Origin of the sequence: Synechococcus sp. WH 8016 (genome assembly GCF_000230675.1) — a bacterium.
Taxonomy (GTDB): Bacteria; Cyanobacteriota; Cyanobacteriia; order PCC-6307; family Cyanobiaceae; genus Synechococcus_C.
The window spans coordinates 775,647-799,161 of the sequence record NZ_AGIK01000001.1 but is presented as its reverse complement, the minus strand read 5'-3'; the positions used below and the strand labels follow the sequence as shown (position 1 = coordinate 799,161).

Below are 23,515 nucleotides of genomic sequence, written 5' to 3'. Positions count from 1 at the left end.
ATTTTTTGAGGAATATATGCCCGTATGATTGTCCAGTTATTTCATTCAATGATTAGATTTTTTCTTTGATGATTTTTCTATAATCCCTGCACTGGTAAGACGAGTGAATGCTTTCAGTGGCTGCATCGATGGCACAGCTAAAGCCTTCGCGGAAGGCGGCGCGCTTCATGGCCTCGATTTGAGAGACGGCATAAATACCGAGGGCAATCAAGATGAACAGTGAAATTCCAGCTCCCGTGCCTTTTGGATACAGCCTCATCGCTTTTCGTTGATGTCTTGAATAAGTTTAGGGTGTTAAAAATAAGATGTAAACCATGAGGGGTCAAAGCTTTTGAGTTGAGGCTATCCAGGGATGGATTTTGGTTCTATGGGTTGTGCTATGGGGTTGATGATTCCTTATGATTTTTGCCAACTAGCAAGGCGCTAAATGCAAGCATGAGGACACAGCCGCAGAATTGAAGTAATTCTGAAATTGATTGCACTTGAAAGCTAATCATGAGCTTAAAAGCCGTTACGATTAGGGCAACGATGATGACGTTGGTTAGTTTTTGCTTGAGGCCTTCTAGTGATGTAATGCTAAGGATGTTTCGTCTTTCTTGGGATAGGTCTTGAAGCCTTGGGTCGATATCAGAAATAATCAGCTCATACACGCCATAGCCGAAGATAAGAAGGGCAATTCCAATCACATAGTAATCAATGCCTCCTACAACTTTGCCGAGTAATAAAATGCTGTTTTCTGAATTCAGGTGACCGTTGATAAGTTTGTTGAGTGCGTGGATTTCCTCCTGGGTGCCAAGGATGAAACAGCTAACACTGCCCAGCAGGCTCATGACAACAGGCAGGATGGTTACTAATCGGAATCTCCAAAGCAACTGTTCAAAACGTGATTCAAATCTTGCTCTGCGATTTTTTTTGATCTCAAGTTCCATCATGTACTTATGCGTGGTGCAATTAAACAGTTGTGCCTGGAGGATTGGTTTGAGGCGGTAAGGGGCGCGGCGTAAAAAGTGCCGGTATGGACAATGTGATTAGCGCGCTACCCACGGCCAGCAACACGAGGAGTGGCAAGGGTTTGACCAGGGGCTGCTTCTCTAAAAGCGTTCCGCAGCGAATACAGATTGGGGTTGCTCCAGGGGGTGGGTGTAGGACAACGGCTGGTCCACAACAGCACTCGGGGCAGCGAAAACGGGGCATGGCTGTGTTTTAAAGATGATTCCGTATCACGGAAAATTTAATCGTGACGATCAACGTTGGGTGGTCAAAGTCTTTTGTATCCAAGCGTTTGTTGATGGCTGTTGGTCGTTCACATCCTAATTTTACGCTCTGGATCGCTTGATTGCATCTTATTCAGGACTCGCGTTGACTCTTATAGATAGCCAAGGCATCTTTTTTATGATTGATGGCATGAATGCACGCAAAATAGTTGCGACGCTGGAGCAACGTTACGGAAATGATTCGTGACCGGAGTCTGAGTAGATCCCGATAGATTGCCAATAGTTGATTGAGGAGGTCGTCCTTGAATGGTGCTGTCTTTCCCGTGTTCTTGGCTCTTGTTTCTGCTGAAAGACCAGGCAATAATTCATAGAGTTTAGACCTTGATTCTTCTGCTGCTTATCATCTTGTATCAGCATCTTGGTGTCCTTTCGTGTCACGCTCTTTAAGGGCTCTGCCTGCAAGTCGTGCCAGCTCTTCGAGTTGATGCAGGTGCTTTATTTGGTTGATCTCGAATAGAGAGTTAAGTTGATGTTGGAAATTTTCTTTGTTTGTGAAAACCACTAAATACTCTTTTGTATTAATGCAGCGATTCATTTAGGAGGCAAAGGCAAAGGTAAAGGGAGGAAATCCTGCATCTGGGGCCTCGTTCTTGACAGAATCATGCGTTGCCGAAAGTTGTTCTGCCATGCCCCTCAGCTCTTTGGTGCGTCTGCTGCAGACCTCAGCGCTGAGCGGTGAGTTGTGCGAACGAGCCCAACGGGACCAGCGGTTGTTGATGCGCGGAGCTGGCAGAGCTGCTCGGGCCTTGGTGGCTAGTGCGCTGGCTCGTCGGATGGATCAGCCCCTGTTGGTGGTTGTTCCCACCCTGGAAGAGGCCGGACGTTGGGCAGCTTTGTTGGAGCTGATGGGCTGGTCTAGCGCCCAGCTTTATCCCACCAGTGAAGGGTCTCCTTACGAACCCTTCGATGCCACCACCGAAATCACTTGGGGCCAGCTCCAGGTGTTAAGCGAACTTCAAACAGACAGCCGCAAAAGCGACGTCGCGATCGTGGCCACAGAGCGTTGCTTGCAGCCCCACTTGCCGCCTCCGCAGGCCTTGGCAGAGCATTGCCGGGCTTTGAAGAAAGGCGATGTTGTGGATCTCGAAGAGCTATCGACCTACCTAAGCCAGCTTGGCTACGAGCGCGTTTCGACCATTGATCAGGAAGGCACATGGAGCCGTCGTGGCGACATCGTTGACGTCTATCCCGTGAGTAGTGAGCTCCCCGTGCGCTTGGAGTTCTTCGGCAATGAACTCGACAAGCTTCGTGAATTTGACCCGGCCAGCCAGCGCTCCCTCGACACCGTCGACACGCTCAAGCTCACCCCCACCGGCTTCAGTCCCCTCATCGCTGAACGTCTGCGCGAGCAGGTTCCTGACGATCTTGACCAGTTGCTGAGTGAGGCGCAAATCACGGAGTTGTTGGAGGGCGGAACCCCTGAGGGGATGCGTCGATTGATGGGATTGGCTTGGCAGACCCCTGCTTCCCTCCTCGATTATTTGCCTGCCAAGTGCTGCATCGCCATCGATGAGCGTCGTCATGGCAGCGCCCATGGTCAGCAGTGGCTTGATCACGCCGAAGAGCAGCACGCAGAGCTTCCCGTGCCCATTCCTGTTTTGCATCGCCCGATCAAGGAGGCGATGGAGCTTGCCGAAGCGTTTGCTGGCTTCGACCTGGCAGAACTTCAGGAACAGGACAGCCACCCCAATGCGTTTGATCTCGCCAGTCGACCGGTTCCGTCTTACCCCAATCAATTTGGAAAACTCGGCCAAATGATCAAACAGCACCAACGGGAGCGTCAGGCTGTTTGGTTGTTGTCAGCGCAGCCCAGCCGTGCTGTGGCTTTGCTGGAGGAACACGACTGCATCACCCGCTTCGTACCCAATGCAGCGGACACACAAGCGATCGATCGCTTGATGGAGCAGGGCACACCTGTGGCCTTGAAAACGCGAGGAACCGCCGAGCTCGAAGGGCTGCAGCTTCCCGCCTGGAGGGTGGTTCTGCTGACCGATCGCGAATTTTTCGGACAGCAGTCGCTCACGAGCAGCGGTTACGTGCGTCGGCGCCGCAAAGCCGCGAGCCGCACCGTTGACCCCAACAAGATGCAGCAAGGGGATTTCGTGGTGCATCGCAACCATGGAATTGGTCGATTTAAAAAGCTCGAAAAATTAGCGATTAGTGGCGAGGTTCGCGATTACCTCGTTGTTCAGTATTCCGATGGCATCTTGCGAGTGGCTGCCGATCAGCTCGGAAGCCTGGGACGGTTTCGCGCCAATAGCGATACACCGCCGCAGCTCAGCAAGATGGGTGGCTCCGCTTGGGTGAAGGCGAAGGAGAGGGCCTCCAAGGCGGTTCGCAAAGTTGCGCTTGATTTGGTGAAGCTGTACGCCGAACGCCACCAAGCGGCAGGGTTTGCCTTCCCGATCGATGGGCCTTGGCAGGTTGAACTTGAGGATTCCTTCCCCTACGAGCCAACCTCTGACCAGCTCAAGGCCACGGTGGATGTCAAGCGCGACATGGAGAAACCAGAGCCGATGGATCGGTTGGTCTGTGGTGATGTGGGCTTCGGGAAAACGGAGGTGGCCATCCGAGCGATTTTCAAAGCGATCACCGCTGGCAAACAAGTGGCGATGTTGGCTCCCACAACGGTGTTAGCGCAACAGCATTGGCGCACGCTTTCGGAACGCTTTGCCCCCTATCCAATCAAGGTGGCCCTTCTCAATCGTTTCCGTACGGCAGGTGAGCGCAAGACGATTCTTGAGGAGTTGAAAACGGGCACCATCGATGCCGTGGTGGGCACGCACCAGCTGCTCAGCAAGAACACCGCCTTCGACAAGCTTGGTTTGTTGGTGGTGGATGAGGAACAACGGTTTGGGGTGAACCAAAAGGAAAAAATCAAGGCCTTGCGCAAGGACGTGGATGTTTTGACGCTCTCGGCGACACCCATCCCGCGAACCCTCTACATGAGCTTGTCTGGCGTGCGTGAGATGAGCTTGATTACCACTCCACCACCCTTGCGCCGTCCGATCAAAACCCACCTAGCGGCTCTGGATGATGAGGCCGTGCGCAGCGCCATTCGCCAAGAACTGGATCGTGGTGGTCAAGTGTTTTATGTGGTGCCCCGTGTGGAAGGGATCGAGGACGTCGCAGGCAAGCTTCGTGAGATGCTTCCCGGCCTCAAGCTCCTCGTCGCCCATGGACAAATGGCTGAAGGCGAGCTCGAGAGCGCCATGGTGGCGTTCAACGGTGGGGAAGCCGACGTCATGCTTTGCACCACGATCGTGGAGAGCGGTCTCGACATTCCGCGTGTCAACACGATCCTGATTGAGGATGCCCACCGGTTTGGACTTGCTCAGCTGTATCAGCTCAGGGGCCGCGTCGGCCGCAGCGGCGTCCAAGCCCATGCCTGGTTGTTTTACCCCGGAGATGCCTCGCTCAGTGAAGCGGCGCGTCAGCGCTTACGCGCCATCCAGGAATTCGCTCAGCTCGGCAGTGGGTACCAATTGGCGATGCGCGATATGGAGATACGAGGAGTGGGCAACTTGCTCGGTGTGGAGCAAAGCGGACAAATGGAGGCGATTGGCTTCGATCTCTACATGGAGATGTTGCAAGAGTCACTGGCAGAAATACAGGGACAAGACATTCCAGCTGTGGACGACACGCAGGTGGATCTACAGGTCACTGCCTTTATTCCAGCGGACTGGATCGTCGATGCCGACGAGAAAATGTCTGCGTATCGAGCTGCATCCGAGTGCCTTAGTTCAGAAGCCCTGGTGGAACTGGCGGCAGGTTGGGCCGATCGCTATGGGGCCCTGCCTGGACCGGTTCAATCCCTGTTGCAGCTGATGGAACTCAAGCTGCTGGCGAAACGCTGCGGATTTGCGCGGATTCGCCCTGAAAAACCAAATATTGCCCTCGAAACACCGATGGAGGAACCTGCTTTTCGTCTGCTTCGTCAGGGTTTGCCCCAACATCTCCATGGACGACTTGTGTACCAGGCAGGAAGTGGAAGCGTTGCCAAGGTCCTGGCACGAGGCCTCGGCGTCCTGCCCATGGATCGGCAATTGGATGAGCTCAAAGGTTGGCTAGAGCAGATGGCATCACAGATTCCGGATACGGATGGATTGACGCCTGAGCAGCGCGACCAACAGCAAAAAGAACGGAACGAGGCTGTTTTGAGGGTTTGAGCTCGCGCTTGCGCTGGAAAAATGAGAAAGCCCAACACATTTCGCAATCCTTCGTTACCATGTGACCATACGACGTGATACCCCGTGGCCGAATTCATCGATCCGATTGCAACGGGAAGTTCCCTCGGTCTCCTAGGCAGTTTGGTTGGTGCAGCCGCCCTCGGAATTTTTGCTTTGTGGCAGAACGATACGGAAAACGATGACGACGACTCGTCTCCAGGCGGTGGCTTGATGCAGCCTGTTGCCTGAGCGACCCCTCGCTCACATCTAGTCACAGGAATCACCCATTTGGGTGATTTTTTTTATGCGTTGATGCCTGACTCTGGTGAGGTGCCCCGAGAGCGGACCATGCCAAAGCCGCTGAATCAGTTTCAACGCCAGGTTCGACGCCAGGTTCAACGATGGACCTTGATTGCTTGCTTCACACCTGCGCTGCTGGGAACAGCACCTGTGCGCGCTCAATCGTGGGAAGCGGTTGATGCCTTGCGCAGCAAGCTCACCTCCCATGGCGTCAGGGTGCTTCAACGCGATTGCTCGACCCGGGGGTTGCAGGGGGCTTACCACCCCAAAAATGACATCTTGATTGTGTGTCGCACCCACCGAAATGCAGCACAAGTTTGGAACACCCTGGCTCACGAAGCGACTCACAGAATGCAGAGCTGCGCCGGTGGATCGATCACCCTTCCCAGCCAACATCGGATGATGTCTCGCGTTTTAAGACGAGAAACACCGCAGGAATGGAAATCGATTAGGGCGTATCCCCGTAGTCAGCATCTGGCAGAACTTGAGGCTCGTTATACGGCCAAGCTTCCCGCGAATGATGTCCTGAAGCTCTTCGATCGCTACTGCGGCTCAACCGTTCGCGTTTAAGACCATCTCCCTTACTTACCAAGACCAACCGACTGATGAATAATCTTCTTCTCCAATTAGCGATGGCAGCCCTTGGGCAAATGTCTGGAGGCGGCGGACTCGCGCAAAGGCCGCTCAACATTCCCTCGATGCCCTTTCCCGTGGGTCGCCAGAGCCGCCCTGTGTATCCCACGCGTTCGTCTCAAGCGCCCAACCTTCAGGTTGCCACCTTGGCAACGACCACCTGTTTGATGCGATCAGGTTCGATCGGACATGGAGAGGCGGTCGCGCTGTTGGAACGTCAAGGCCAAACCTGGGGATGGCCTCGCAGTTGGGGCCAACGCATTCCGGTGAGCAGCGTGGATGAGGCGATTGAATCGGCGGGGGGTTGCAATGCGCTTGTCCAGAGGGCGCGCCAGGCGGCCCCAGCCCGGACAGCCACGATTCCAGCAACCCACCGAGGCACTCGCTATGGAGGCAATCGCTATGGAGACTCGCGTTATGGAGGCAACCAATCGCAAGGCAATCGAAGTGAACGCGAAGGGTTTGGATTAGCCCCTTATCGCTGAAGTGCCGACTGAAGGTTGGCCGCTCCTGGTTGATAGGTTTTTCCTGTTTTCGGAGCTTGCAAGGCTTTGAGCAGGGTGGTTTCCGCGACGCGGTACTGCCCATCTTTGTTGGTCCCTAACTGTTCAACAGTGAGGGTTTTAATTTCTTTCTCACTCATCTCCACCGCAACATCCGGGCGAATGCCGTTTTTGTGGATGTCGGTGCCCTTGGGTGTGAGGTATTTGGCAATCGTGACGGTCATTCCAGATCCGTCAGAGAGCCCGCGCACGGATTGCACGAGTCCTTTCCCAAACGTTTTCTGGCCCACCAGAAGCCCGCGCTCGTTGTCTTGTAGAGCGCCTGAAAGAATTTCGCTGGCACTCGCTGAGCCTTCGTTCACCAACACCACGACGGGACGGTCGGTTAAGGCATTCCCTGTGGCGCGGCGCACGTCCTGAATGCCCTCACGGGTTTTAGTGCTGACAATCGTGCCTTCATCCAGCCACTGACGCGCAATGTCGACGCTGGCTTCAAGCAACCCTCCGGGATTGCTGCGCAAATCAAGGACGTAACCCTGTGATCCTTGCTTCTCAAGCTCGCGAATCGCGGCACGCATCTCTTTCGATGCATTGGCATTGAACTGCTTCAGGCGGATGTAACCCACCTTGGTGCCATTGGCACTGGTGTTGAGCTGACTGTCAACGGCCTGAATTTCGATCCGCGCCCGCACGAGGGGCACGTCGATGATGGAGCCATTCCTGCGCAAGCCCAGGACGACGTTGCTTCCTTCCGTTCCACGAATGAGCTTCACCGCATCTTCCGTGGTCATCCCCTTGGTGAGTTGACCATCAATCGAAACGATCACGTCTTTGGGTTGGACCCCGGCTTTTGAGGCCGGTGTGCCTTCGATTGGCGACACCACCACGATCTCTTTGGTGTCTTTGTCCAGTGAAATTTGAATGCCGACACCGGTTAATTCACCTGATGTGTCGATTTGCATTTCCTTGAACTCTTTCGGGTCTAGGAATCGGGTGTAGGGGTCATCAAGACTCGCCAACATGCCGCGAATCGCTTCATAGGATTCCGCGGTTCCGGCATAAGACTTGGAGAGCAAATCCTTTCGAAGAATGGACCACTGATCGAGGTCATAACCTCCCGATGAATCCAGGAAATCTCGATAGACGATCTGCCATACCTGATCAATCACCTCTTTCGGGCTGTTGGTGATGGACGACGAAGTCGTGCTTGGCAAACCCAACCCAGGATTGGCCACAACCACGGCAGCTGTGACAGCCCCTGCGCCCAGAGCCACAAACCAGCCGCGACGTTGCGTGACCTTGATGCCGAATTTTTTAGCGCGCATGCCGTCCACTAGGACCTTTTCAGCACCTTAACGACATCAGTCGGGTTCAACCCAGCGACCGTCGTCTTTGATCAACTGAACCAAGGCTGCTACACCCTCCGACTCGGGGACTTTTCGGATCTCATCGCGGTTGCGATAGAGAGCGATCACCCCAGGCCCTTTGCCCACATAACCGTAGTCAGCATCGGCCATCTCGCCAGGACCATTCACAATGCAACCCATCACAGCAATGTCTAGACCGGTGAGATGAGAGGTGGCGTTTCGGACCTGATGAAGGACCTCCTCAAGATTAAACAAAGTGCGACCGCAGCTCGGACAGGCCACGTACTCGACCATCGTCTTTCGGATTCCAAGCGCCTGCAGGATCGAAAAGCACACAGGGATTTCCTTCTCTGGCGCTTCTGTTAGGGAGACGCGGATGGTGTCTCCGAGTCCTTCCGCCAGCAGGGTTGCGATTCCGGCCGTGCTCTTGATTCGTCCATAGTCACCATCACCTGCTTCGGTGACGCCCAAGTGCAGGGGGTAGTTGAACCCTTCCCGATCCATGGTGTCGGCCATGAGTCGGTAGGCCGCCAGCATCACGGGCGCACGCGATGCCTTCATCGAAATCACGATGTTGTGAAAATCGAGTGAATCGCAGATCCGCACGAATTCCATGGCCGATTCGACCATGCCTTGGGGGGTATCTCCATAGGTGAACAGCATGCGTTCAGCCAAGGAGCCGTGATTCACTCCAATCCGCAAGGCCTTGTTCTGCTCTTTCAGCACCCGCACGAGAGGAGCAAACGTTTCCTTGATCCGATCTCCAATCGCATCAAACTCTTCTTGGCTGAACTCCTGGCGTTCGGGATCCGGTTTGTCGAAAACGAACAACCCAGGGTTGATGCGCACTTTGTCGACGTGCTTGGCAACTTCTAAGGCGATGCGCGTGCCGTTGTGATGGACATCAGCCACGAGTGGGATGTTGCATCCCTGAGCGCGCAAGGCTGCACGAATTTTCCCCATCGCGATGGCATGGCCAATCGAAGGAGTCGTGACCCGCACGATTTCGCATCCGGCATCGGCCAAGCGACGGATTCCTGCGACCGACCCGTCGATATCCAGCGTGTCCTCATTGATCATCGATTGCACCGCAATCGGATGCTCACTTCCAATCGGCACATCACCAACCATCACCGTGCGGGTGACCCGGCGATGAATCTTTGTGTCGTAGCGCTGCGAGGCGGTCATCAAGGATCGCTCGAATCTGGAGCTAACCCTGACACAACCCCGTTCAAAGCGTGCTTGACACTGGTCAGATCGGCCATGAACAACGCGCGTGGCTTCCCTGGCTCCCGCGATGGATTGCGCAACAGGTAGGAGGGATGAAAACTCGGCATCACATAACGCCCGTTCCATTCGGTCCAAGCACCTCTTAAGCGACTAATCGGTGTGCGGCATTCGAGAAGGGTTGCGGTGGCAGTCGCTCCAAGAATGAACAGGATCTCCGGATTGACCTCACGAATTTGACGATCCAGCCAGGGTCTGCAGGCCTTGAGTTCAGCTGGGGATGGGCGTCGATTTCCAGGCGGCCGACATTTGATCAAGTTGCAGATATACGCGTCCTCTTCTTGATCCAGGCCGACGTCCGCCAGGCATTCGTCCAGGAGCCTGCCGGAACGCCCCACAAAAGGACGCCCCTGAGCATCCTCATCAGCCCCTGGCGCTTCGCCAATCACCATCAGCCTCGCTGAAGGATGCCCGCGACTGACCACCACATGCTGGCGTTCCTTTGCCAGGTCGCAGCGCTGGCACTGGAGACAGGATGCCTCGAAGTCTTCTAAGGACACGCGCATGGGTAGCTCAGCTCAAAACCCTATGAGCCAACGGACCTTTGCGGCAGCACCAAGGTGAGAAAAGGCTGCTCCTCTGGATCCTCCATCCAGCATTCCGCTCCAAACGATTCGAGACGCGCTGCTTCGCGCCTCCGCGCCCCCAACGCTTCCAGTTGTTCGATCCAATGGCCGAGCTCAGTCTCTGGATGGTCGGATCCGACCCGTTGAAAACAAGGGGCGAGGGCCGCACCGCGAATGGGCCAAGGCCGTAGACGCGAAGGGCGATAAATCTGAAGCGTTCCTCCCGTTGGTAGAGCCACCATCCAGTGCTGGTCAGACAGTCCTGATCGGCAGGTACATCCAAGAGCTTGCGCATAAAACTCGGCGAGCGCTTGGGGATTCTTGGCTGCCAACACCCAACTCAACGAGGTCGTTCCAGCTGACATGTTCGGCATGGTCAACATTTCGATCCAGGCTGTCATCAGCACATCGGTGTTGTCACTGACGCCACATCAGGCAGGATGTTGTTTCACATATCCGAGCATCCATCGAGGGGGTGCCGTGCTGATGCCAGGCCCCCCATCTCTCTCGCACCGAGCTTTGGCATTGCAGCCATCGCTCACACTTGCCATCAGCGCCCGAGCAAAAGCCCTGCAGCAACAGGGTGTTGATGTTTGTAGCCTCAGTGCAGGGGAGCCGGATTTCGGGACGCCAGAGTTCATTGTTGAGGCAACGATCCAGGCCCTCAGGGATGGCATCACCCGGTATGGCCCTGCTGCTGGCGATCCAGAGCTGCGCGCGGCCATTGCTCAGAAATTGAGTCTTGAAAACAACATCCCCACCCAAACCGATCAGGTCTTGGTGACCAATGGCGGCAAACAGGCGATTTACAACCTGTTCCAAGTTCTGTTGAACCCAGGCGATGAAGTCATCATCCCTGCCCCGTATTGGTTGAGTTATCCAGAAATTGTTCGCTTGGCCGGGGGGAAGCCGGTCACGGTGGCGTCGTCAGCAAGCGATGGGTTTGGACTGGATCTGAATTTGATCGAGCAATCCATCACACCGGCCACCAAGCTTTTGGTGCTCAATTCACCGGGGAATCCCACCGGTCGGGTGTTGGATCTCCGTGAACTCGAGGCCTTGGCAGAGCTGGTGCGAAGGCATCCAAACCTGATGGTGATGAGCGACGAGATCTATGAATATCTGTTTGAAGACGGTGAATCTCACCACAGTTTTGCTGCCGTCGCTCCAGATCTCAGACAGCGTTGTTTTGTGGTGAACGGATTTGCCAAAGGCTGGGCCATGACCGGCTGGCGACTTGGGTATCTCAGTGGTGACAGCACGGTGATTAAGGCCGCGGCTGCCCTACAAAGCCAAAGCACGAGCAATGTGTGCAGTTTCGCTCAACGTGGAGCGTTGGCGGCGCTTCAGGGATCACGGGACTGCGTCCGTGAGATGGCCGCTAGCTACAACACGCGGCGTGCTGAGCTCTGTCGTGGGCTTCAACAGATGGAAGGCATCACGCTTGTGCCCCCAAGGGGCGCCTTTTATGCGTTTCCTCGCCTGCCTGATGCGATTACCGATTCGTTGGCCTTTTGCGAACGTGCCCTCGAAGAGGAAGGATTGGCGATTGTTCCCGGTGGTGCCTTTGGCGATGATCGTTGCGTCAGGCTGTCTTGTGCCGTCTCGCGTGAGACGATTTCAGAGGGGCTGAGTCGGTTTCAGAGATTGCTGACTCGTCCCTAAATCCATTCTTTTAAACATGACCAATCCTTTGACACGGGTCCGAAAAAAAGGGGCCGTTGTTCTTTTGGCTCTTCTTTGCAGTCAGGGCGCAACGGTCCTTCCTTCTAACGCGCAAGCAACACTCCGGATCGGAGCCATCCCCGATCAAAACCCAGAACGTTTAAATCGTCGTTACGGCCAACTTGCCGCGGAATTAAGCGACAAACTCAAGGTTCCAGTGCGGTACGTGCCAGTTAGCAATTACCCAGCAGCCGTGAGTGCTTTTAGGACCGGAAGTTTGGACCTTGTTTGGTTCGGTGGACTCACAGGTATTCAAGCTCGACTTCAAACGCCAGGCGCCCAGGTTTTGGCACAACGGGCCATCGATGCACAGTTCAATAGTGTTTTTATTGCCAATACTTCAGCGGGTTTAAAACCCATTAGCAGCCTTGATGGTCTGAACGCTCTGAAGGGCAAGCGCTTCACGTTTGGATCAGAAAGTTCCACGTCGGGACGTTTAATGCCGCAGCATTTTTTGGCTAAAGCAGGGGTGACCCCGAAGCAATTTGCAGGTGGACAAGCCGGTTTCAGTGGAAGCCACGATGCCACCATCGCATTAGTGCAGAGCGGCTCCTACCAGGCCGGTGCGCTTAGTCAGCCCGTCTGGGATGTGGCTGTTAAGAACGGGAAAGTGAGCCCCAACAAGGTGAAGGTGATTTGGACAACCCCTGCGTTTGGGAATTACCACTGGGTGGCGCGACCCAATCTCGATCAACGTTTCGGCAAGGGATTCACCAGCAAACTCCAGCAGTCCATTTTGGGTTTGACTCCCACCAGCAAGCGGCAGAAAACTATCTTGGAATTGTTTGCTGCCAAGCGTTTTATTCCAGCGCAGGAATCGCAATATCAACCCATTGAGCAGGTGGGTCGTCAGCTCGGCAAGATCCGTTGACCTCTCTCCTGGAGTTGGTCAATGTCAGCCTGAGCGGTCCGAGGGGCGATCGACTGCGCTCGATTTCCCTCTCGGTTTTCGAGGGAGAGCGGGTCGCCTTGTTGGGCCGGAGTGGGGCTGGCAAGAGCAGCTTGTTGGCCATCGCCAATGGCAGTCTTCGTGTGGAACAAGGAGAGGTGCGTTGGTGTGGTGCGTCGATTCGCACCCTGCCTCGCCGCAAAAAAAGAGAGATCGGAATGCTCTGGCAAGACTTGCTGCTTGTCGAGGAGCTCAGCGTTGGACAAAACGTCAACAGCGGTGCTTTGGGCCGTCACAACCTGATCTGGGGATTGGCCAATCTGTTGTTCAACGTGGATCAATCCGCCTGCAAGCATTGCCTTCAGCAAGCTGGGCTGGATGCTGATCTGATCGAGCGTGGATTGATCGATGCTCCGATCCGCCAGTTGTCAGGGGGGCAGAGACAACGCGTGGCGCTCGCTCGTTTGCTGCGTCAGCAACCGCAACTGATCCTTGCGGATGAACCGATTGCGAACTTGGATCCCGCCATCGCCTCTGACCTATTGGATCACTTGTTGAATCGTTCGCCAGAGGGGCAGCTGAATTGTGGCGCCAAGGCGATTGTGATCAGCTTGCATCAACCCGAACTGGTGCATCGCTTTGATCGTGTGATCGGTTTGCAGGATGGGGAACTTGTGATGGATCAACCTTCAGACCAACTCACTGCTGCTGATCTTTCGCGGTTGTACGAGGCCGGATGAACCGCCTGAAACCAGCGGCACCGCTTCTCACCCTGTTGCCTTCCATGGCGCTGGTGCCCGTTTTGATCGTCACCTGGACAGGGCTGCATGGCGGTGGTCTGTCGATTTGGCAGCAATGCCTTTCGGGCGCCCTGCATCCATCCATGGATCCCGATGTTTTGCATGCGGTTTGGCATGGTCTTGGCGTCACCATGGCCACAGCTCTATTGAGCTGGAGTCTCAGCTTGCTGTTTGGCGTGTTGCTAGGCAGCGCTTGCGCGGATGTGGTGTGGAGAAGCTGGACGCTTCCCTCCTGGCCAGCCAAAGGACTTCGAAGCGCCCTCGCCATCCCGAGAGCGGTGCATGAGTTGGTTTGGGGCCTGTTGCTGCTGCAAGTGTTTGGGCTCCATCCCTATGTTGCTGTCGCGGCTATCGCGATTCCTTACAGCGCTCTCGTCGCCAGGATTTGGCGCGATCATCTCGATAGCGCTGACCACCGTCCCCTCGATGCCTTGATCAGCGCTGGGGTGCATCCGCTGTCCGCCTTGATGACGGCTCTCAACCCAGGGATGGGCCCTGTTTTGCTGAGCTACGGGGGGTACCGACTCGAATGTGCCTTGCGCAGCGCCACCTTGCTCGGGGTTTTTGGTCTGGGGGGGCTCGGCACCGAACTGCAGCTCACCTTGCAGTCGTTGCAGTTCCGCGAGCTCTGGACAGGTTTGTGGGTGTTAGCGGCCGTGATGCTGATGCTTGAGCAGCTGTTGAGGGTTTGGCGAGAACGTTCCGATGTCGGCGTTCATGGTCAGCGTCGAATGCTGTTGTTCGTCAGCTTGGCGACCGTTTTGGGAGTGATCGGCACGGTTTGGCTCAGACACCTCGTGCCTGATTTGTTTTTTGGCCTCAGTTGGCTCGGGTTGGAGGTTCCTTCTTGGACCCAGCTGAATGCCGCCGCCATGGAACTGCCCTGGTTGCGCATGATCTTGGAAACGCTCGCTCTCGCCGGGTTGGCTGCGGGGATTGCCATCGGACTGCCCCCCCTGGCCTTGCTCCTATGGCCCTCGCCAAGGTGGCATCAGTGTTGCTCGATCTTCTGGGCTTGCATGCGTTGGATCCCACCGCCGTTGATGGTGCTCCTTCTGCTGCTCAGCAATCGGCCAAGCCTGGCGATTGGAGCCTTGGCGATCGGTCTGCACAACAGTGGAGTGATGGGGCGTTTGCTGCTTGAAGGACTGCAGCAACAAGGCGGTCAGCGTCAAGAAGCGCTCAGGGCGATGGGGAGTTCAGAGCGGATGAGTTGGTTGTATGGCCTGCTCAGTCCTCAAAGTCCCAGTTATTTGGCTTATGGGGCCTATCGCAGCGATGTGATTCTCCGAGAAACCGTGGTGGTGGGGGTGATTGGTGGAAGTGGTTTGGGCTGGCAGCTGCTGGAATCACTCAGCTCTTTTCATTGGGCTGCTGTGGTCTTGGTGCTTTGTTGTTACTGCGCCCTCACGATCAGTGGGGAATCACTCAGTGACCGCTGCCGCGCGCTCTGGCTGCAAAGCTGACATCTGGATTGCGTGACCGCCAGTGATAACAACAGCGCCCCGCAAGCTTGTCGTGATCGGTGATAGCGGTGTGTACGGATGGGGGGATCCAGAGGGGGGGGGATGGTGTGAACGCTTGAGGCGTCAATGGATGACATTGCCCTCTGCCCCCGTGGTGTACGGGCTTGGTGTCCGTGGAGATGGACTGGAGCGCATTGCTCAGCGTTGGCAACAAGAATGGAGTTGCCGTGGAGAGCTCCGTCGTCAGCAGCCCGATGGCTTGCTCCTCTCTGTGGGCCTCAATGACAGCGCCCGTGTTGGCAGGTGCGATGGACGGCAGCAACTAACGGCTGAAGCATTTCGCTTCGGGTTGGAGCAATTGCTATCGGTGATGACTCCTGCCACCAACGTCATGGTGATGGGGCTCAGCGTGGTGGATGAAGCGGTCATGCCTTTCGCTGACTGCCTTTGGTACAGCAATGAGGCCGTGGCCATCCATGAAGCGCAATTGGAGGAAACCTGCCTGGAAGCTGATGTTCCGTTTTTAAGCCTGCATCGAGCGATGGCAGCAGAACCTGATTGGCTCACCTGGTTGGAGCCCGACGGGATTCATCTCAACAGCACAGGCCATCACTGGATTTATCAGCGTCTTCAGCACTGGAAGCCCCTTCTCAATTGGGCTGGTCTGGAGCCCCACGCTCAATGCACACCTTTGCTGATGTCTTGACCCTTCCACTCGAAAAGATGAACCGGCTTTCATCCTTTCGAGTGGAGCATTTCATCGCAAAGAAGGAGGGGAGAATGCGCGATGAAAGCGACGTTGAAAGGGTCGTTAACACCCACGCTTCATGCTTTCTTCTCAAAGCCTTCGACGCCGCGAGCAGCGCCGATCGTTGCCCAAGCCAATTCTTGAGCGCAACGATGCTGTGCTCGAACACCTTGGCCTGGCGCACCATGCCGCCATTCGTCAGGCGGCCCGCTATCCAGGGGAGCAGGACGAGTTAGTGCAAGAGGGTCGCTTGGGGTTGATCCATGGCTTGGCCAATTTCGACCCTCAACGTGGATGTCGCATCAGCACCTACGTGCTGGCAAGGGTTCACGGTCAAATCCTGCATTTCCGTCGCGATCGCCAACACGTGCTCAGGATTCCTTGGCGCTTGAAGGACTTGCACAGCCGGGGGATGCGTCTTCAGGCTCAACGGTTGCAAGAGAGGCTGGAACCGCTGGACGAGACAGGCCTTGCTGCATCACTCGACGTGACTGTTGAGCGCTGGCGGGAGGCCCTGATGGCTCACGCCTTGGGCCATGTGGATTCGCTTGATGTTGCCCCTGCCATTCAGGCGGTGGAGGGAGAGTTGAGAAGCTCCCTGCTCGATCAGATCGAGGCTCCCCCAGTCATGTCTGCATCGACCTTTGAAGCGACCTTTGAAGCGGATGAGCAGGAACCCAGGCTTCGCTGGTTGCAGGGGGCACTGAAGGCTCTCGAGCCACGCCAGCGCTGCTGGCTTCTGGCTCGCTACGTCGACAACATTCCCATTAGAGATCTTGCTTTGAAAGAGAAGGTGGCACCAGGGTTGCTACGCAAAGCCATTCGAGAGGCGCTGAGCCTGCTGCGACAGGCAGCACGGACTCCGATCAGCCGGCAAGACCCAGAGGAATCGCGACCAGCATGGCTAAAACCGCAGCCCAGGCCGTCTGCAATCCGTTGACGATTTCATTGGTTAACCAGTGCACCCGCTCCTGAGCCAGAGCTCCCAGCAGGCTTTCCAGCAGGGTTGCGATGAGACCCACAATCGCCACCACGGCCATCGCCGTGGGCGTGGTCACGAACGACAGTCCCGCCATCACCAGCATCATCACAAGGCTGCCGGCGGCGCTGGCCAGGGTGCCTTCCAAGCTCACAGCCCCTTCCGTTCCAGCTGGCACTCTGCGCAGGGTGGTGATCAAAACGGTGGTTCGTCCCCAACGTTTGCCGATTTCACTGCCAAAGGTGTCGGCAAGTTTGGCAGCGAAGCTGGCGGCGAATCCGATCAGCAAGAGCGTTGCCGAGCCAATGCCTGCGCCAATCAAGAGAGCGATCACGGTGCCAGTGAAGGCAGACCCCCAAACGTTGGCGGGTCCTCGCCTTCCTCCACGCGCCTCCGCAAGCCCCTGCTTTTGTTTTTGCGCAAAGCCGAGACGCGTGACCAGTGACCCCAACACGAGGTAGATCACAACGGCGACCCAGCCTCTCCAGCCAAGGCAGCCCCAGAGGATCGTTCCCAGAATTCCGGCATGGACCCAACCCTTGCGCGTGAGAAGGGGGAGGCGCTGCGCAAGGGCAATCAGCACGCCATTGAGAAGCAGGGCTATCCCCCACATCGTGATGTTTTGGTCTGGCAAAACCATCGAGCTGTGTTGCACTGCCCTAAGCATCAGCCCATTCAGACAGTTTGGGTTGGATAATCAGCCCACGTTGTCCACCGGAACCTGGCATGGCGCTGAAGAGCAAAGGCTTTTTCCTCAACCTCGAGGAAGGCGCTTCGAGCGACCAGGCGATTCAGATCGCGCCTGTTCGAGACCTTCCTGAGGAGGACGGTCAAGAGGAGGCTCTTGCCCCCATTCCCGCCATCTCCAAAACAACGGATGGCAATGTCACCACTGAGATCGCCAAACCAGCTCCAGCGGTTACCACCCCAGCCACGGCTTCGGCTCCTGCAGCTTCTGCCCCTGTCGCTTCCGCACCGGCAGCTTCAGTGCCAGCTCCATCGGCACCAGCGCCATCAACACCAGCGGCCGCAGCAGGTTCCCTCACCACGGCTGAAGCGATTGCAGCGGAACTGGCAAAGGCGGAAGCCGAGCGTCCTGTCGTCACGCTCAGCACGTTCGCTCCGGAGATGGTCCAGCCCGGTCGTGCACTGCGTCCTGAGCGTCGCCGTCCGGGAAGAAATTTGAAGGGGTTCAAGGACATGGCATCAGAGCTATTCAGTAGCTGACGCCGCTTCAGGTCTGATCTCCAGTTGGCGTCGTACGCCGCCAACTGCTCAGCGTTGCCACCCCGGCAATCGCTGCAGTGGAAGAGCGCAAAATGTCCTCACTGAGACTGACCGCGGACCATCCTTCCCTCAGGGCTTGCGCTTGCTCCTGAGGGTCCCAGCCTCCCTCCGGGCCAATCGAAAGCCAGATGCAGTTGTTCCCAGGGGTCTGGCGCTGCAACCAAGGCTCTAAAGCAGGAAGCCCTTCTAAGCGTGTGGTGGCAATGGCCAGCGTGTCCCTGCTTTCCGGCCGCGTCCACCAGCTACCCGTGGATGTCAGCGGGAGGAGCTGGGGCATCCAGAGCCGCTCGCATTGCTCGACCGCTTCTTTGAGGATCAGCTGCCAGCGGTCTGGTTTGTAGTCCGCTTGGGGTGTGGATCGCGTTGCTTTCAAGGGTTGGATGCAATCCACGCCCAATTCACAGGCCATGCGCATGACCTCATCCATGCCCCGTCGAACCAGAGCAATCGCGAGGCCCAACCGAGGGGTGCTGGCAGGGGTTGTGGTGTGACAACTGCCGGGAAGCAGGAGTTGCCCCTTCTCCTGAAGCACTCCCTCCCAAAGGTGGCCGCGGCCATCGACAACCTCCACAGGTGCTCCAGGACGCAGCCGTAACACCCGGCGAAGGTAATGACATTCGTCATGGCGAAGCACAAGGCATCCATCGCCATCACGGTCGGCCATGCGGGAGGGTTCGATCAGTAGCCGACGCAGCTCCGCCACCATTCGATTCAGTGCAATCCTGCTTGCCGGGCTTCGCGATACAGCGCTTCCACACCAATCCGGTTGAGGGGTAGGCGCAACAACTCCAGAGCCAGGGATGGTTGGCCCCGTTGAATCAGCCAGGCCATCAGCGGGCGCAGGCTGCGTTCATTGAGGAGACCTCCGAGGGTGAGCAAGGACCAAAGCAGGCGATGCAACCAGGTGAATTGAATGATGAACCGGACGCGACGACTGGGATGCTTGCGATAAAACACCAAGCCCATGCGTGCCCGTTCCCGCTCGACGCGAATCAGGTCTGGGATTTGGTCTAGGCGAAATGCTGGATGCCAGTGATATCCAACCGCTTCTGGACATTTCACCAGCTCAACGCCCATTTGCCTCAGCCGTTCTCCAAGCTCTAGGTCTTCCCATCCATAGAGGCGAAAGCCCACATCAAATAATCCGGAACGCTCTAAAACATCCCGATCGATCGCGACGTTCCCCGTTGCGAAATAGGCCCAGGAGAGATCGCGTAGTTTGTGTCGTTCCGCTGTTGGTTGATCAAAATTGGCTGTATTGATCACAGCGCCATAGGTGAAACAGAGACGATTTCCCTGCTGATTCCAACGACGACTTAAGGCGCGCGCATGGGATGCGAGAAAGCTTGATGTGACCACTAAATCACTATCGATAAAGACGATCACATCTCCTTTGGCATGATCAACGCCGCGATTACGACCTTCTGCAGGTCCGCCATGCTGTTGTTCCACAAGGCGAACATGGGGGAAGCGAGCGGCGTCCTTTCGCAACCAGTCGGGAGTGCCGTCGCTGGAACCGTCATCGACGACAACCACCTCGTAGTTTTCGATTTCCCCGCTGGGATCTTGATGTTCCAGTGCCAGCAGGCACTTCTCAAGAATCGAGCGCCGGTTGTAGGTGGGGATGACGACGCTGATGAACATCCGCGCGAAATAGGGGCAAGATGGCTTCAGCCTAAAGCCATCAAAAAAGAGGGGTCTCCCCCTCTTTCTGGATTCAAATAGTTTTGATGCAAACGGTGCAGGGTCACGCCAAAGCGATCAATCCGCAGCACCACCGTTGTTTGCTGTTCCGGTTACGCCGTTGCCAGCACCTTCACCACGGCCGTCATTGCGGAGCTTGCGCTTCTTGAATTTGCGGGCGTAAGCGCGATTGCGCTCCTGCTTTTCCTTCTTGAGGTTTCTGCGCTTAGCCATGCGTTTTGGAAGATTCCAACTCTTTTACTCAGACCAACTTAACGAATCGTCTGGTAGAGACGCCCATCTTCCATTCGAACAAGACGATCTGCCACATCAAGGATGCGCGGATCATGCGTCACCATCAGCACAGAACAAGACTGTTCGCGCGCCAAGCGCTTCAGTAGCTCCACCACTTCGCGGCCAGTGCCGCTATCGAGGGCCGCTGTTGGTTCATCGGCCAATAAAAGCTGGGGTTTGGCTGCCAGGGCTCTGGCGATCGCTACGCGTTGCTTTTGGCCCCCGGAAAGGTCATGGGGAAGCTTCCCTAACTCGTCTTCAAGACCCACAGAGCGCAACCATTCCCGTGCCTGATCGCGGCGTGCTCTGTAGCCAAGATTGGGCAACAGATCAGCGCCCATCTGCACATTTTGTTCAGCGGTGAGGCAGCGCAAGAGATTGTGGCCCTGGAAAATCATGCCAATGCGACGGCGCAACCGCTGACGCTGGCCGCGAGCTGCTCCGCGTAACTGCTGTCCAAACACCTCAACGTCCCCCTCCTGCACCTTTCGCAAGGCTCCGATCAAGGTGAGCAAGGTTGTTTTGCCGCAGCCGGAAGGACCGGTGAGCAGCACCACTTCACCGGCAGCAATTTGCAAGTCCACCCCTTGCAGCACCTGCCTGCGGGTGGAGCCTTTGCCGTACCAATGGCTCAGCGCATGAATATCAACGGTGAGTGAGCTCGTTGCCATCGCCTTAAAAAATCTCCGCCGGATCGGCATCCACGAGTCGGCGCATGGCAAGACCAGCCGAGAGCATGCACATGATCAAAATCATGCTGAAAACACTCACGGCCCGCACCGTGTTCATCGCCACGGGCAACTGGGTGGCGTTACGCACCAGCAAGTACAAGCCCTGTCCCGCGGCATAAGCGGGTAGATAGCCAAACAGAGCCAGCAACAGACCTTCTCTGACCACTACGCCGAGCAAGCTGTTGAGCTTGTAACCCATAGCCATCAAGGTGGCGTATTCGGGCAGATGATCGCTGACATCTGAATAAAGAACCTGATACACAATCACGCAGCCCACCACGAAGCCCATTGCGGCACCGAGGGTGAAAATGAAGCCGATTGATGTACTTGTACGCCAATAATTTTGCTCGAAATCGATGAATCCTTGCTTGGTCAGCACTGTGACATCGTCGGGAAGTTGGGATTGGAGGCGTTGCGCTACCTGCTCCGCATCACTCCCATCTTTTAAGCGAACTAATCCCACCTCGATGCTTCCCGAAGGGGTATTTGGAATTAGATCCAGAAATGTTTCGCTGCTCGTTAATAAGTTCCCATCAGCACCAAAGGACGCTCCAAGGCCAATCAAACCGGCTACGCGAACTCTTTTGCCAGCAATTTCACTTTCAACGGTGCGTCCCTCCCGAAACCATTGAGCAACAGGACCAAATTCTGCTCGCGATTTTTCGTCAAATAAGACGCGGCCTTTCTGGGTAAGCAGCTTGGCTTTTGCTGCCAATGTTGGATCGGTAAAGAGGGGATGGTTGGGTTCAAACCCCAGCGCAAGAATGGATCGTGTCCCTAGGGTTTCGGGATTTCTCCAAAGCAGCAGATTCCAGTGGACGGGCGTAATTCCCTCCACTTCAGGAGCGGCCATGGCCTGAATCAGTCGCCTGCGGGGGAAGCCGGCCATGCTCACGGAACTGGTGGAGCGCGGGCTGATCAACACAATGTCTGCATCGAACAGACGATGGACGGTGACGCTGGCGTCAAACAGGCCGTCGCGAAAGCCCAGCTGCATGAACATCAGAATTCCGGCGAAGCTGATGCCTGCCAGAGCAACCGCTAAACGCACGGGTTGGCGGATCAGCATCAAGGATGCCAATGGAATCCTGCGCCGCTGCCAGAAGGCTCGGATCATGGGGTCTTGAAGCGGGCTATCACTTTCAAACCAGAGAGTTGCGTCACTCTTTTTTCCGACTCTGGAGAAAGAACCACATCCACTTCAATCACCCTGGCATCGGCATCTCCAGTGGGATCGGTGGAAAGAACTTTTCGCTGTCGCACCTGCGGGGTGATGCGCTCCACACGCCCCTCGAGTGTTCCTTTAAATCCGCCGTTTTCGCTGGTCAGGGTGACGAATTGGCCGATTGAAATTCGATTGATATCCGACTCGTACACCTCCACCAGGGCCTCCATGGTTTGGCTGGCTCCTACCTCCATCACACCGTCGCTGCCCGGACGCTCGCCGACGCGGCTATGAATTTTGAGCACGACGCCATCAATGGGAGAGAGCAGTTCGCTTTCAGCAAGGTCGGCCTCGAGGCTTCGTCGCTTTGCGCTCAGCTCGACGCCTTCCCGTTGAAAGCGTTTGAGCTCATCTTGTTTTTCCTCATAGAGCACCATGGCAGCTGCTCCCACCTTGGCCGCGGCTGCATAGCGGGAAACCTCTCGCTGTTGCAGTTTCACTTCGAGCGCAGCCGATTGGATTTGGGCGTCCACCTCAGCGATTTCGGCTTCGATTTGGGGTCGGTTATCAAAGGTTGCCAAGGGTTGACCCTTGCGAATCTTGTCCCCTTCCTTCACCAGCAAGGCGGCAATGCGCGGCGTACCTCCAAAGCCACTCGCCGGAGCCGCCAAGCGACGGACTTCTCCTGCTGGCTTGAGTTGACCGAGGGCAGCAACCGCTTCCGGAGCACGTACTTTTTGAACCGCGGCAGCCGGTTGGACTTTCGTTGCCGGCCGGCGCGTGATCCAGACACCGGCTCCGACAACGGCAGCTCCGAGCACCCCAACCATCACCCATAGAGGTAATTGCTTCATGGAAGAGGTGGAGGATCGTCGAAGAGCATTTCCTCGATGTAGCGATCGGCCCAAGCGCTGCCGAAGGCTTTCTCTAAGACGCGTCTGGTCTTGTCGTTGCGTTTCTGTTGCCGGCAATAGGAGAGTTGGCCTTGATGACGATCGATCGTAGGGAGTGAATCAAGAGCATCGGGAGCGGTTGCCAGAATCGCCTGGCGCAGGATGTTGAGATAGTCAGCAACAAGGTCAACGAACCAGGTCTCTTCTTGCTGATCAACGGGTCGAATGAATTTCACATAAGGGGAAAAAATGGTTCCCCACGCGGGCAGGTCTCTTACCTGCTGAAACGGCGGCAATTGAAGAGCACTGAGCGGTTGACTCACCGCCTCTGGTAAGGCTTCGCAGACAGGGGAGAGATCAACGATCGCCGCCGAAATGCCCGCTTTGCTGGCAACAATATCGGCACCAAATACGGGTAGGTCGAACCTCGGATCTGGAAAAAAGACGCAGTGGAGGATCTGCAATCCCATGCCTAGGCGAGCAATCTCAAGGTGCAGTTTGCGGAGACCAAGGCATTGATGCAGCTCGTTGCGAATGAAGAGCGTTTCACCATCCAGCATGCCGCTGATCGCCTCCAATGCTGGGTCTACAGCGAGAGGAGAGAGGTCGGGGAGAGCTGTCCGGCACGTGCGAATTTGCTCCGCTAGGGAGGTCACCAGCGGATGCAATTCAAGACCGTTGGTGGATTCGGACATCAGTCCAGCGAGGGACAGAACAGAATGGGACTTTGACACGGGACCCTGAACGAGATCGCCT

27 protein-coding genes are annotated in these 23,515 nt (G+C 56.2%); 11 read left to right on the top strand and 16 right to left on the bottom strand.

Annotated elements, in window-relative coordinates; genetic code table 11:
- Positions 1-52 precede the first annotated feature (52 nt).
- From SYN8016DRAFT_RS04165 to SYN8016DRAFT_RS15630, 4 genes are all read right to left on the bottom strand, one after another.
- Positions 53-259 carry a hypothetical protein gene (locus SYN8016DRAFT_RS04165; protein ID WP_006853035.1) on the bottom strand — a complete coding sequence of 69 codons (207 nt, stop codon included), beginning with the start codon at positions 257-259 and terminating at the stop codon, positions 53-55.
- Between the two features lie 118 nt (positions 260-377).
- A complete protein-coding gene (locus tag SYN8016DRAFT_RS04160; RefSeq protein ID WP_006853034.1) occupies positions 378-929 on the bottom strand; it encodes a YqhA family protein in 552 nt (183 codons plus the stop codon).
- Positions 930-951: 22 nt separating this feature from the next.
- A complete protein-coding gene (locus SYN8016DRAFT_RS14400) occupies positions 952-1,194 on the bottom strand; it encodes a hypothetical protein (protein ID WP_071778019.1) in 243 nt (80 codons plus the stop codon).
- A gap of 420 nt (positions 1,195-1,614) precedes the next feature.
- A complete protein-coding gene (locus tag SYN8016DRAFT_RS15630) occupies positions 1,615-1,809 on the bottom strand; it encodes a hypothetical protein (protein ID WP_006853033.1) in 195 nt (64 codons plus the stop codon).
- A gap of 91 nt (positions 1,810-1,900) precedes the next feature.
- Between SYN8016DRAFT_RS15630 and mfd the strand changes: the two genes are divergently transcribed.
- The 4 genes from mfd to SYN8016DRAFT_RS04140 all read left to right on the top strand — a co-directional run bounded on the left by mfd (position 1,901) and on the right by SYN8016DRAFT_RS04140 (position 6,861).
- On the top strand, positions 1,901-5,443 hold the full coding sequence (mfd, locus tag SYN8016DRAFT_RS04150) for a transcription-repair coupling factor (RefSeq protein ID WP_006853032.1): 3,543 nt from the start codon (positions 1,901-1,903) through the stop codon (positions 5,441-5,443).
- A gap of 84 nt (positions 5,444-5,527) precedes the next feature.
- Positions 5,528-5,692, top strand: a complete 165-nt coding sequence (locus tag SYN8016DRAFT_RS15480) for a hypothetical protein (RefSeq protein WP_006853031.1) — start codon at positions 5,528-5,530, stop codon at positions 5,690-5,692.
- A gap of 63 nt (positions 5,693-5,755) precedes the next feature.
- Entirely contained in the window at positions 5,756-6,313 is a 558-nt protein-coding gene (locus tag SYN8016DRAFT_RS04145) for a hypothetical protein (RefSeq protein ID WP_006853030.1), read from the top strand.
- Positions 6,314-6,348: 35 nt separating this feature from the next.
- Positions 6,349-6,861 (top strand): hypothetical protein, encoded by a 513-nt coding sequence (locus tag SYN8016DRAFT_RS04140; RefSeq protein ID WP_006853029.1) that lies wholly within the window; start codon positions 6,349-6,351, stop codon positions 6,859-6,861.
- Here SYN8016DRAFT_RS04140 and SYN8016DRAFT_RS04135 read toward each other — a convergent pair.
- The 4 genes from SYN8016DRAFT_RS04135 to SYN8016DRAFT_RS04120 are packed head-to-tail and all read right to left on the bottom strand — an operon-like array spanning position 6,852 to position 10,482.
- Positions 6,852-8,204, bottom strand: coding sequence for a S41 family peptidase (locus SYN8016DRAFT_RS04135; RefSeq protein WP_006853028.1), 1,353 nt, complete (start codon positions 8,202-8,204; stop codon positions 6,852-6,854). The two genes, SYN8016DRAFT_RS04140 and SYN8016DRAFT_RS04135, sit on opposite strands and share 10 nt — an antisense overlap.
- 36 nt (positions 8,205-8,240) lie before the next feature.
- Positions 8,241-9,434 carry a (E)-4-hydroxy-3-methylbut-2-enyl-diphosphate synthase gene (gene ispG / locus SYN8016DRAFT_RS04130; RefSeq protein WP_006853027.1) on the bottom strand — a complete coding sequence of 398 codons (1,194 nt, stop codon included), beginning with the start codon at positions 9,432-9,434 and terminating at the stop codon, positions 8,241-8,243.
- A complete protein-coding gene (locus SYN8016DRAFT_RS04125) occupies positions 9,434-10,039 on the bottom strand; it encodes a uracil-DNA glycosylase (protein WP_006853026.1) in 606 nt (201 codons plus the stop codon). Before SYN8016DRAFT_RS04125 ends, ispG begins: the two co-directional genes overlap by 1 nt.
- Before the next feature lie 20 nt (positions 10,040-10,059).
- Entirely contained in the window at positions 10,060-10,482 is a 423-nt protein-coding gene (locus tag SYN8016DRAFT_RS04120) for a VOC family protein (protein ID WP_253909810.1), read from the bottom strand.
- 103 nt (positions 10,483-10,585) lie between these two features.
- On the opposite strand from SYN8016DRAFT_RS04120, the gene SYN8016DRAFT_RS04115 reads away from it, so the two are divergent.
- From SYN8016DRAFT_RS04115 to SYN8016DRAFT_RS04090, 6 genes are all read left to right on the top strand, one after another.
- Positions 10,586-11,764, top strand: a complete 1,179-nt coding sequence (locus SYN8016DRAFT_RS04115) for a pyridoxal phosphate-dependent aminotransferase (RefSeq protein WP_006853024.1) — start codon at positions 10,586-10,588, stop codon at positions 11,762-11,764.
- A 16-nt stretch (positions 11,765-11,780) separates the two neighbouring features.
- Positions 11,781-12,695 (top strand): putative selenate ABC transporter substrate-binding protein, encoded by a 915-nt coding sequence (locus SYN8016DRAFT_RS04110; protein WP_006853023.1) that lies wholly within the window; start codon positions 11,781-11,783, stop codon positions 12,693-12,695.
- Complete coding sequence (locus SYN8016DRAFT_RS04105; RefSeq protein WP_006853022.1) at positions 12,692-13,453, top strand: phosphonate ABC transporter ATP-binding protein; 762 nt, start codon at positions 12,692-12,694, stop codon at positions 13,451-13,453. The genes SYN8016DRAFT_RS04110 and SYN8016DRAFT_RS04105 overlap by 4 nt, the downstream gene beginning before the upstream one ends.
- Complete coding sequence (locus SYN8016DRAFT_RS04100) at positions 13,450-14,979, top strand: ABC transporter permease (protein WP_006853021.1); 1,530 nt, start codon at positions 13,450-13,452, stop codon at positions 14,977-14,979. Before SYN8016DRAFT_RS04105 ends, SYN8016DRAFT_RS04100 begins: the two co-directional genes overlap by 4 nt.
- A 22-nt stretch (positions 14,980-15,001) precedes the next feature.
- Positions 15,002-15,685, top strand: coding sequence for a GDSL-type esterase/lipase family protein (locus tag SYN8016DRAFT_RS04095; protein WP_006853020.1), 684 nt, complete (start codon positions 15,002-15,004; stop codon positions 15,683-15,685).
- Positions 15,686-15,806: 121 nt separating this feature from the next.
- Positions 15,807-16,667, top strand: coding sequence for a sigma-70 family RNA polymerase sigma factor (locus tag SYN8016DRAFT_RS04090; RefSeq protein WP_006853019.1), 861 nt, complete (start codon positions 15,807-15,809; stop codon positions 16,665-16,667).
- On the opposite strand, the gene SYN8016DRAFT_RS04085 is transcribed toward SYN8016DRAFT_RS04090, so the two are convergent.
- A complete protein-coding gene (locus tag SYN8016DRAFT_RS04085; RefSeq protein WP_038013351.1) occupies positions 16,594-17,346 on the bottom strand; it encodes a DUF92 domain-containing protein in 753 nt (250 codons plus the stop codon). The two genes, SYN8016DRAFT_RS04090 and SYN8016DRAFT_RS04085, sit on opposite strands and share 74 nt — an antisense overlap.
- Positions 17,347-17,432: 86 nt before the next feature.
- Here SYN8016DRAFT_RS04085 and SYN8016DRAFT_RS04080 point away from each other — a divergent pair, with 86 nt between their 5' ends.
- On the top strand, positions 17,433-17,933 hold the full coding sequence (locus tag SYN8016DRAFT_RS04080) for a hypothetical protein (RefSeq protein ID WP_006853016.1): 501 nt from the start codon (positions 17,433-17,435) through the stop codon (positions 17,931-17,933).
- Between the two features lie 7 nt (positions 17,934-17,940).
- Here the strand turns inward: SYN8016DRAFT_RS04080 and SYN8016DRAFT_RS04075 are convergent, their stop codons facing one another.
- From SYN8016DRAFT_RS04075 to SYN8016DRAFT_RS04050, 7 genes are all read right to left on the bottom strand, one after another.
- A complete protein-coding gene (locus SYN8016DRAFT_RS04075; RefSeq protein ID WP_006853015.1) occupies positions 17,941-18,699 on the bottom strand; it encodes a 16S rRNA (uracil(1498)-N(3))-methyltransferase in 759 nt (252 codons plus the stop codon).
- Positions 18,700-18,704: 5 nt separating this feature from the next.
- Positions 18,705-19,637 (bottom strand): glycosyltransferase family 2 protein, encoded by a 933-nt coding sequence (locus SYN8016DRAFT_RS04070; protein WP_006853014.1) that lies wholly within the window; start codon positions 19,635-19,637, stop codon positions 18,705-18,707.
- A 117-nt stretch (positions 19,638-19,754) separates the two neighbouring features.
- Entirely contained in the window at positions 19,755-19,910 is a 156-nt protein-coding gene (locus SYN8016DRAFT_RS14960) for a hypothetical protein (protein ID WP_006171625.1), read from the bottom strand.
- 38 nt (positions 19,911-19,948) lie between these two features.
- Positions 19,949-20,641 carry a DevA family ABC transporter ATP-binding protein gene (locus SYN8016DRAFT_RS04065; RefSeq protein WP_006853013.1) on the bottom strand — a complete coding sequence of 231 codons (693 nt, stop codon included), beginning with the start codon at positions 20,639-20,641 and terminating at the stop codon, positions 19,949-19,951.
- 4 nt (positions 20,642-20,645) lie between these two features.
- A complete protein-coding gene (gene devC, locus SYN8016DRAFT_RS04060; RefSeq protein ID WP_006853012.1) occupies positions 20,646-21,818 on the bottom strand; it encodes an ABC transporter permease DevC in 1,173 nt (390 codons plus the stop codon).
- Positions 21,815-22,720 (bottom strand): HlyD family efflux transporter periplasmic adaptor subunit, encoded by a 906-nt coding sequence (locus SYN8016DRAFT_RS04055; RefSeq protein WP_006853011.1) that lies wholly within the window; start codon positions 22,718-22,720, stop codon positions 21,815-21,817. The genes devC and SYN8016DRAFT_RS04055 overlap by 4 nt, the downstream gene beginning before the upstream one ends.
- Positions 22,717-23,454: a phycocyanobilin:ferredoxin oxidoreductase gene (locus tag SYN8016DRAFT_RS04050; RefSeq protein ID WP_038013755.1), complete on the bottom strand. Its 738-nt coding sequence runs from the start codon at positions 23,452-23,454 to the stop codon at positions 22,717-22,719. Before SYN8016DRAFT_RS04050 ends, SYN8016DRAFT_RS04055 begins: the two co-directional genes overlap by 4 nt.
- Positions 23,455-23,515: the final 61 nt, after the last annotated feature.

Bases quoted from the DNA above. Each gene is read 5' to 3' on its own strand.
- SYN8016DRAFT_RS04165 (WP_006853035.1), bottom strand. From the start codon at position 259: ATGAGGCTGTATCCAAAAGGCACGGGAGCTGGAATTTCACTGTTCATC.
- SYN8016DRAFT_RS04160 (WP_006853034.1), bottom strand. From the start codon at position 929: ATGGAACTTGAGATCAAAAAAAATCGCAGAGCAAGATTTGAATCACGT.
- SYN8016DRAFT_RS14400 (WP_071778019.1), bottom strand. From the start codon at position 1,194: ATGCCCCGTTTTCGCTGCCCCGAGTGCTGTTGTGGACCAGCCGTTGTC.
- SYN8016DRAFT_RS15630 (WP_006853033.1), bottom strand. From the start codon at position 1,809: ATGAATCGCTGCATTAATACAAAAGAGTATTTAGTGGTTTTCACAAAC.
- mfd (WP_006853032.1), top strand. From the start codon at position 1,901: ATGCCCCTCAGCTCTTTGGTGCGTCTGCTGCAGACCTCAGCGCTGAGC.
- SYN8016DRAFT_RS04145 (WP_006853030.1), top strand. From the start codon at position 5,756: ATGCCTGACTCTGGTGAGGTGCCCCGAGAGCGGACCATGCCAAAGCCG.
- SYN8016DRAFT_RS04140 (WP_006853029.1), top strand. From the start codon at position 6,349: ATGAATAATCTTCTTCTCCAATTAGCGATGGCAGCCCTTGGGCAAATG.
- SYN8016DRAFT_RS04135 (WP_006853028.1), bottom strand. From the start codon at position 8,204: ATGCGCGCTAAAAAATTCGGCATCAAGGTCACGCAACGTCGCGGCTGG.
- ispG (WP_006853027.1), bottom strand. From the start codon at position 9,434: ATGACCGCCTCGCAGCGCTACGACACAAAGATTCATCGCCGGGTCACC.
- SYN8016DRAFT_RS04125 (WP_006853026.1), bottom strand. From the start codon at position 10,039: ATGCGCGTGTCCTTAGAAGACTTCGAGGCATCCTGTCTCCAGTGCCAG.
- SYN8016DRAFT_RS04120 (WP_253909810.1), bottom strand. From the start codon at position 10,482: ATGTTGACCATGCCGAACATGTCAGCTGGAACGACCTCGTTGAGTTGG.
- SYN8016DRAFT_RS04115 (WP_006853024.1), top strand. From the start codon at position 10,586: ATGCCAGGCCCCCCATCTCTCTCGCACCGAGCTTTGGCATTGCAGCCA.
- SYN8016DRAFT_RS04110 (WP_006853023.1), top strand. From the start codon at position 11,781: ATGACCAATCCTTTGACACGGGTCCGAAAAAAAGGGGCCGTTGTTCTT.
- SYN8016DRAFT_RS04100 (WP_006853021.1), top strand. From the start codon at position 13,450: ATGAACCGCCTGAAACCAGCGGCACCGCTTCTCACCCTGTTGCCTTCC.
- SYN8016DRAFT_RS04090 (WP_006853019.1), top strand. From the start codon at position 15,807: ATGCTTTCTTCTCAAAGCCTTCGACGCCGCGAGCAGCGCCGATCGTTG.
- SYN8016DRAFT_RS04085 (WP_038013351.1), bottom strand. From the start codon at position 17,346: ATGGTTTTGCCAGACCAAAACATCACGATGTGGGGGATAGCCCTGCTT.
- SYN8016DRAFT_RS04080 (WP_006853016.1), top strand. From the start codon at position 17,433: ATGGCGCTGAAGAGCAAAGGCTTTTTCCTCAACCTCGAGGAAGGCGCT.
- SYN8016DRAFT_RS04075 (WP_006853015.1), bottom strand. From the start codon at position 18,699: ATGGTGGCGGAGCTGCGTCGGCTACTGATCGAACCCTCCCGCATGGCC.
- SYN8016DRAFT_RS04070 (WP_006853014.1), bottom strand. From the start codon at position 19,637: ATGTTCATCAGCGTCGTCATCCCCACCTACAACCGGCGCTCGATTCTT.
- SYN8016DRAFT_RS14960 (WP_006171625.1), bottom strand. From the start codon at position 19,910: ATGGCTAAGCGCAGAAACCTCAAGAAGGAAAAGCAGGAGCGCAATCGC.
- SYN8016DRAFT_RS04065 (WP_006853013.1), bottom strand. From the start codon at position 20,641: ATGGCAACGAGCTCACTCACCGTTGATATTCATGCGCTGAGCCATTGG.
- devC (WP_006853012.1), bottom strand. From the start codon at position 21,818: ATGATCCGAGCCTTCTGGCAGCGGCGCAGGATTCCATTGGCATCCTTG.
- SYN8016DRAFT_RS04055 (WP_006853011.1), bottom strand. From the start codon at position 22,720: ATGAAGCAATTACCTCTATGGGTGATGGTTGGGGTGCTCGGAGCTGCC.
- SYN8016DRAFT_RS04050 (WP_038013755.1), bottom strand. From the start codon at position 23,454: ATGTCCGAATCCACCAACGGTCTTGAATTGCATCCGCTGGTGACCTCC.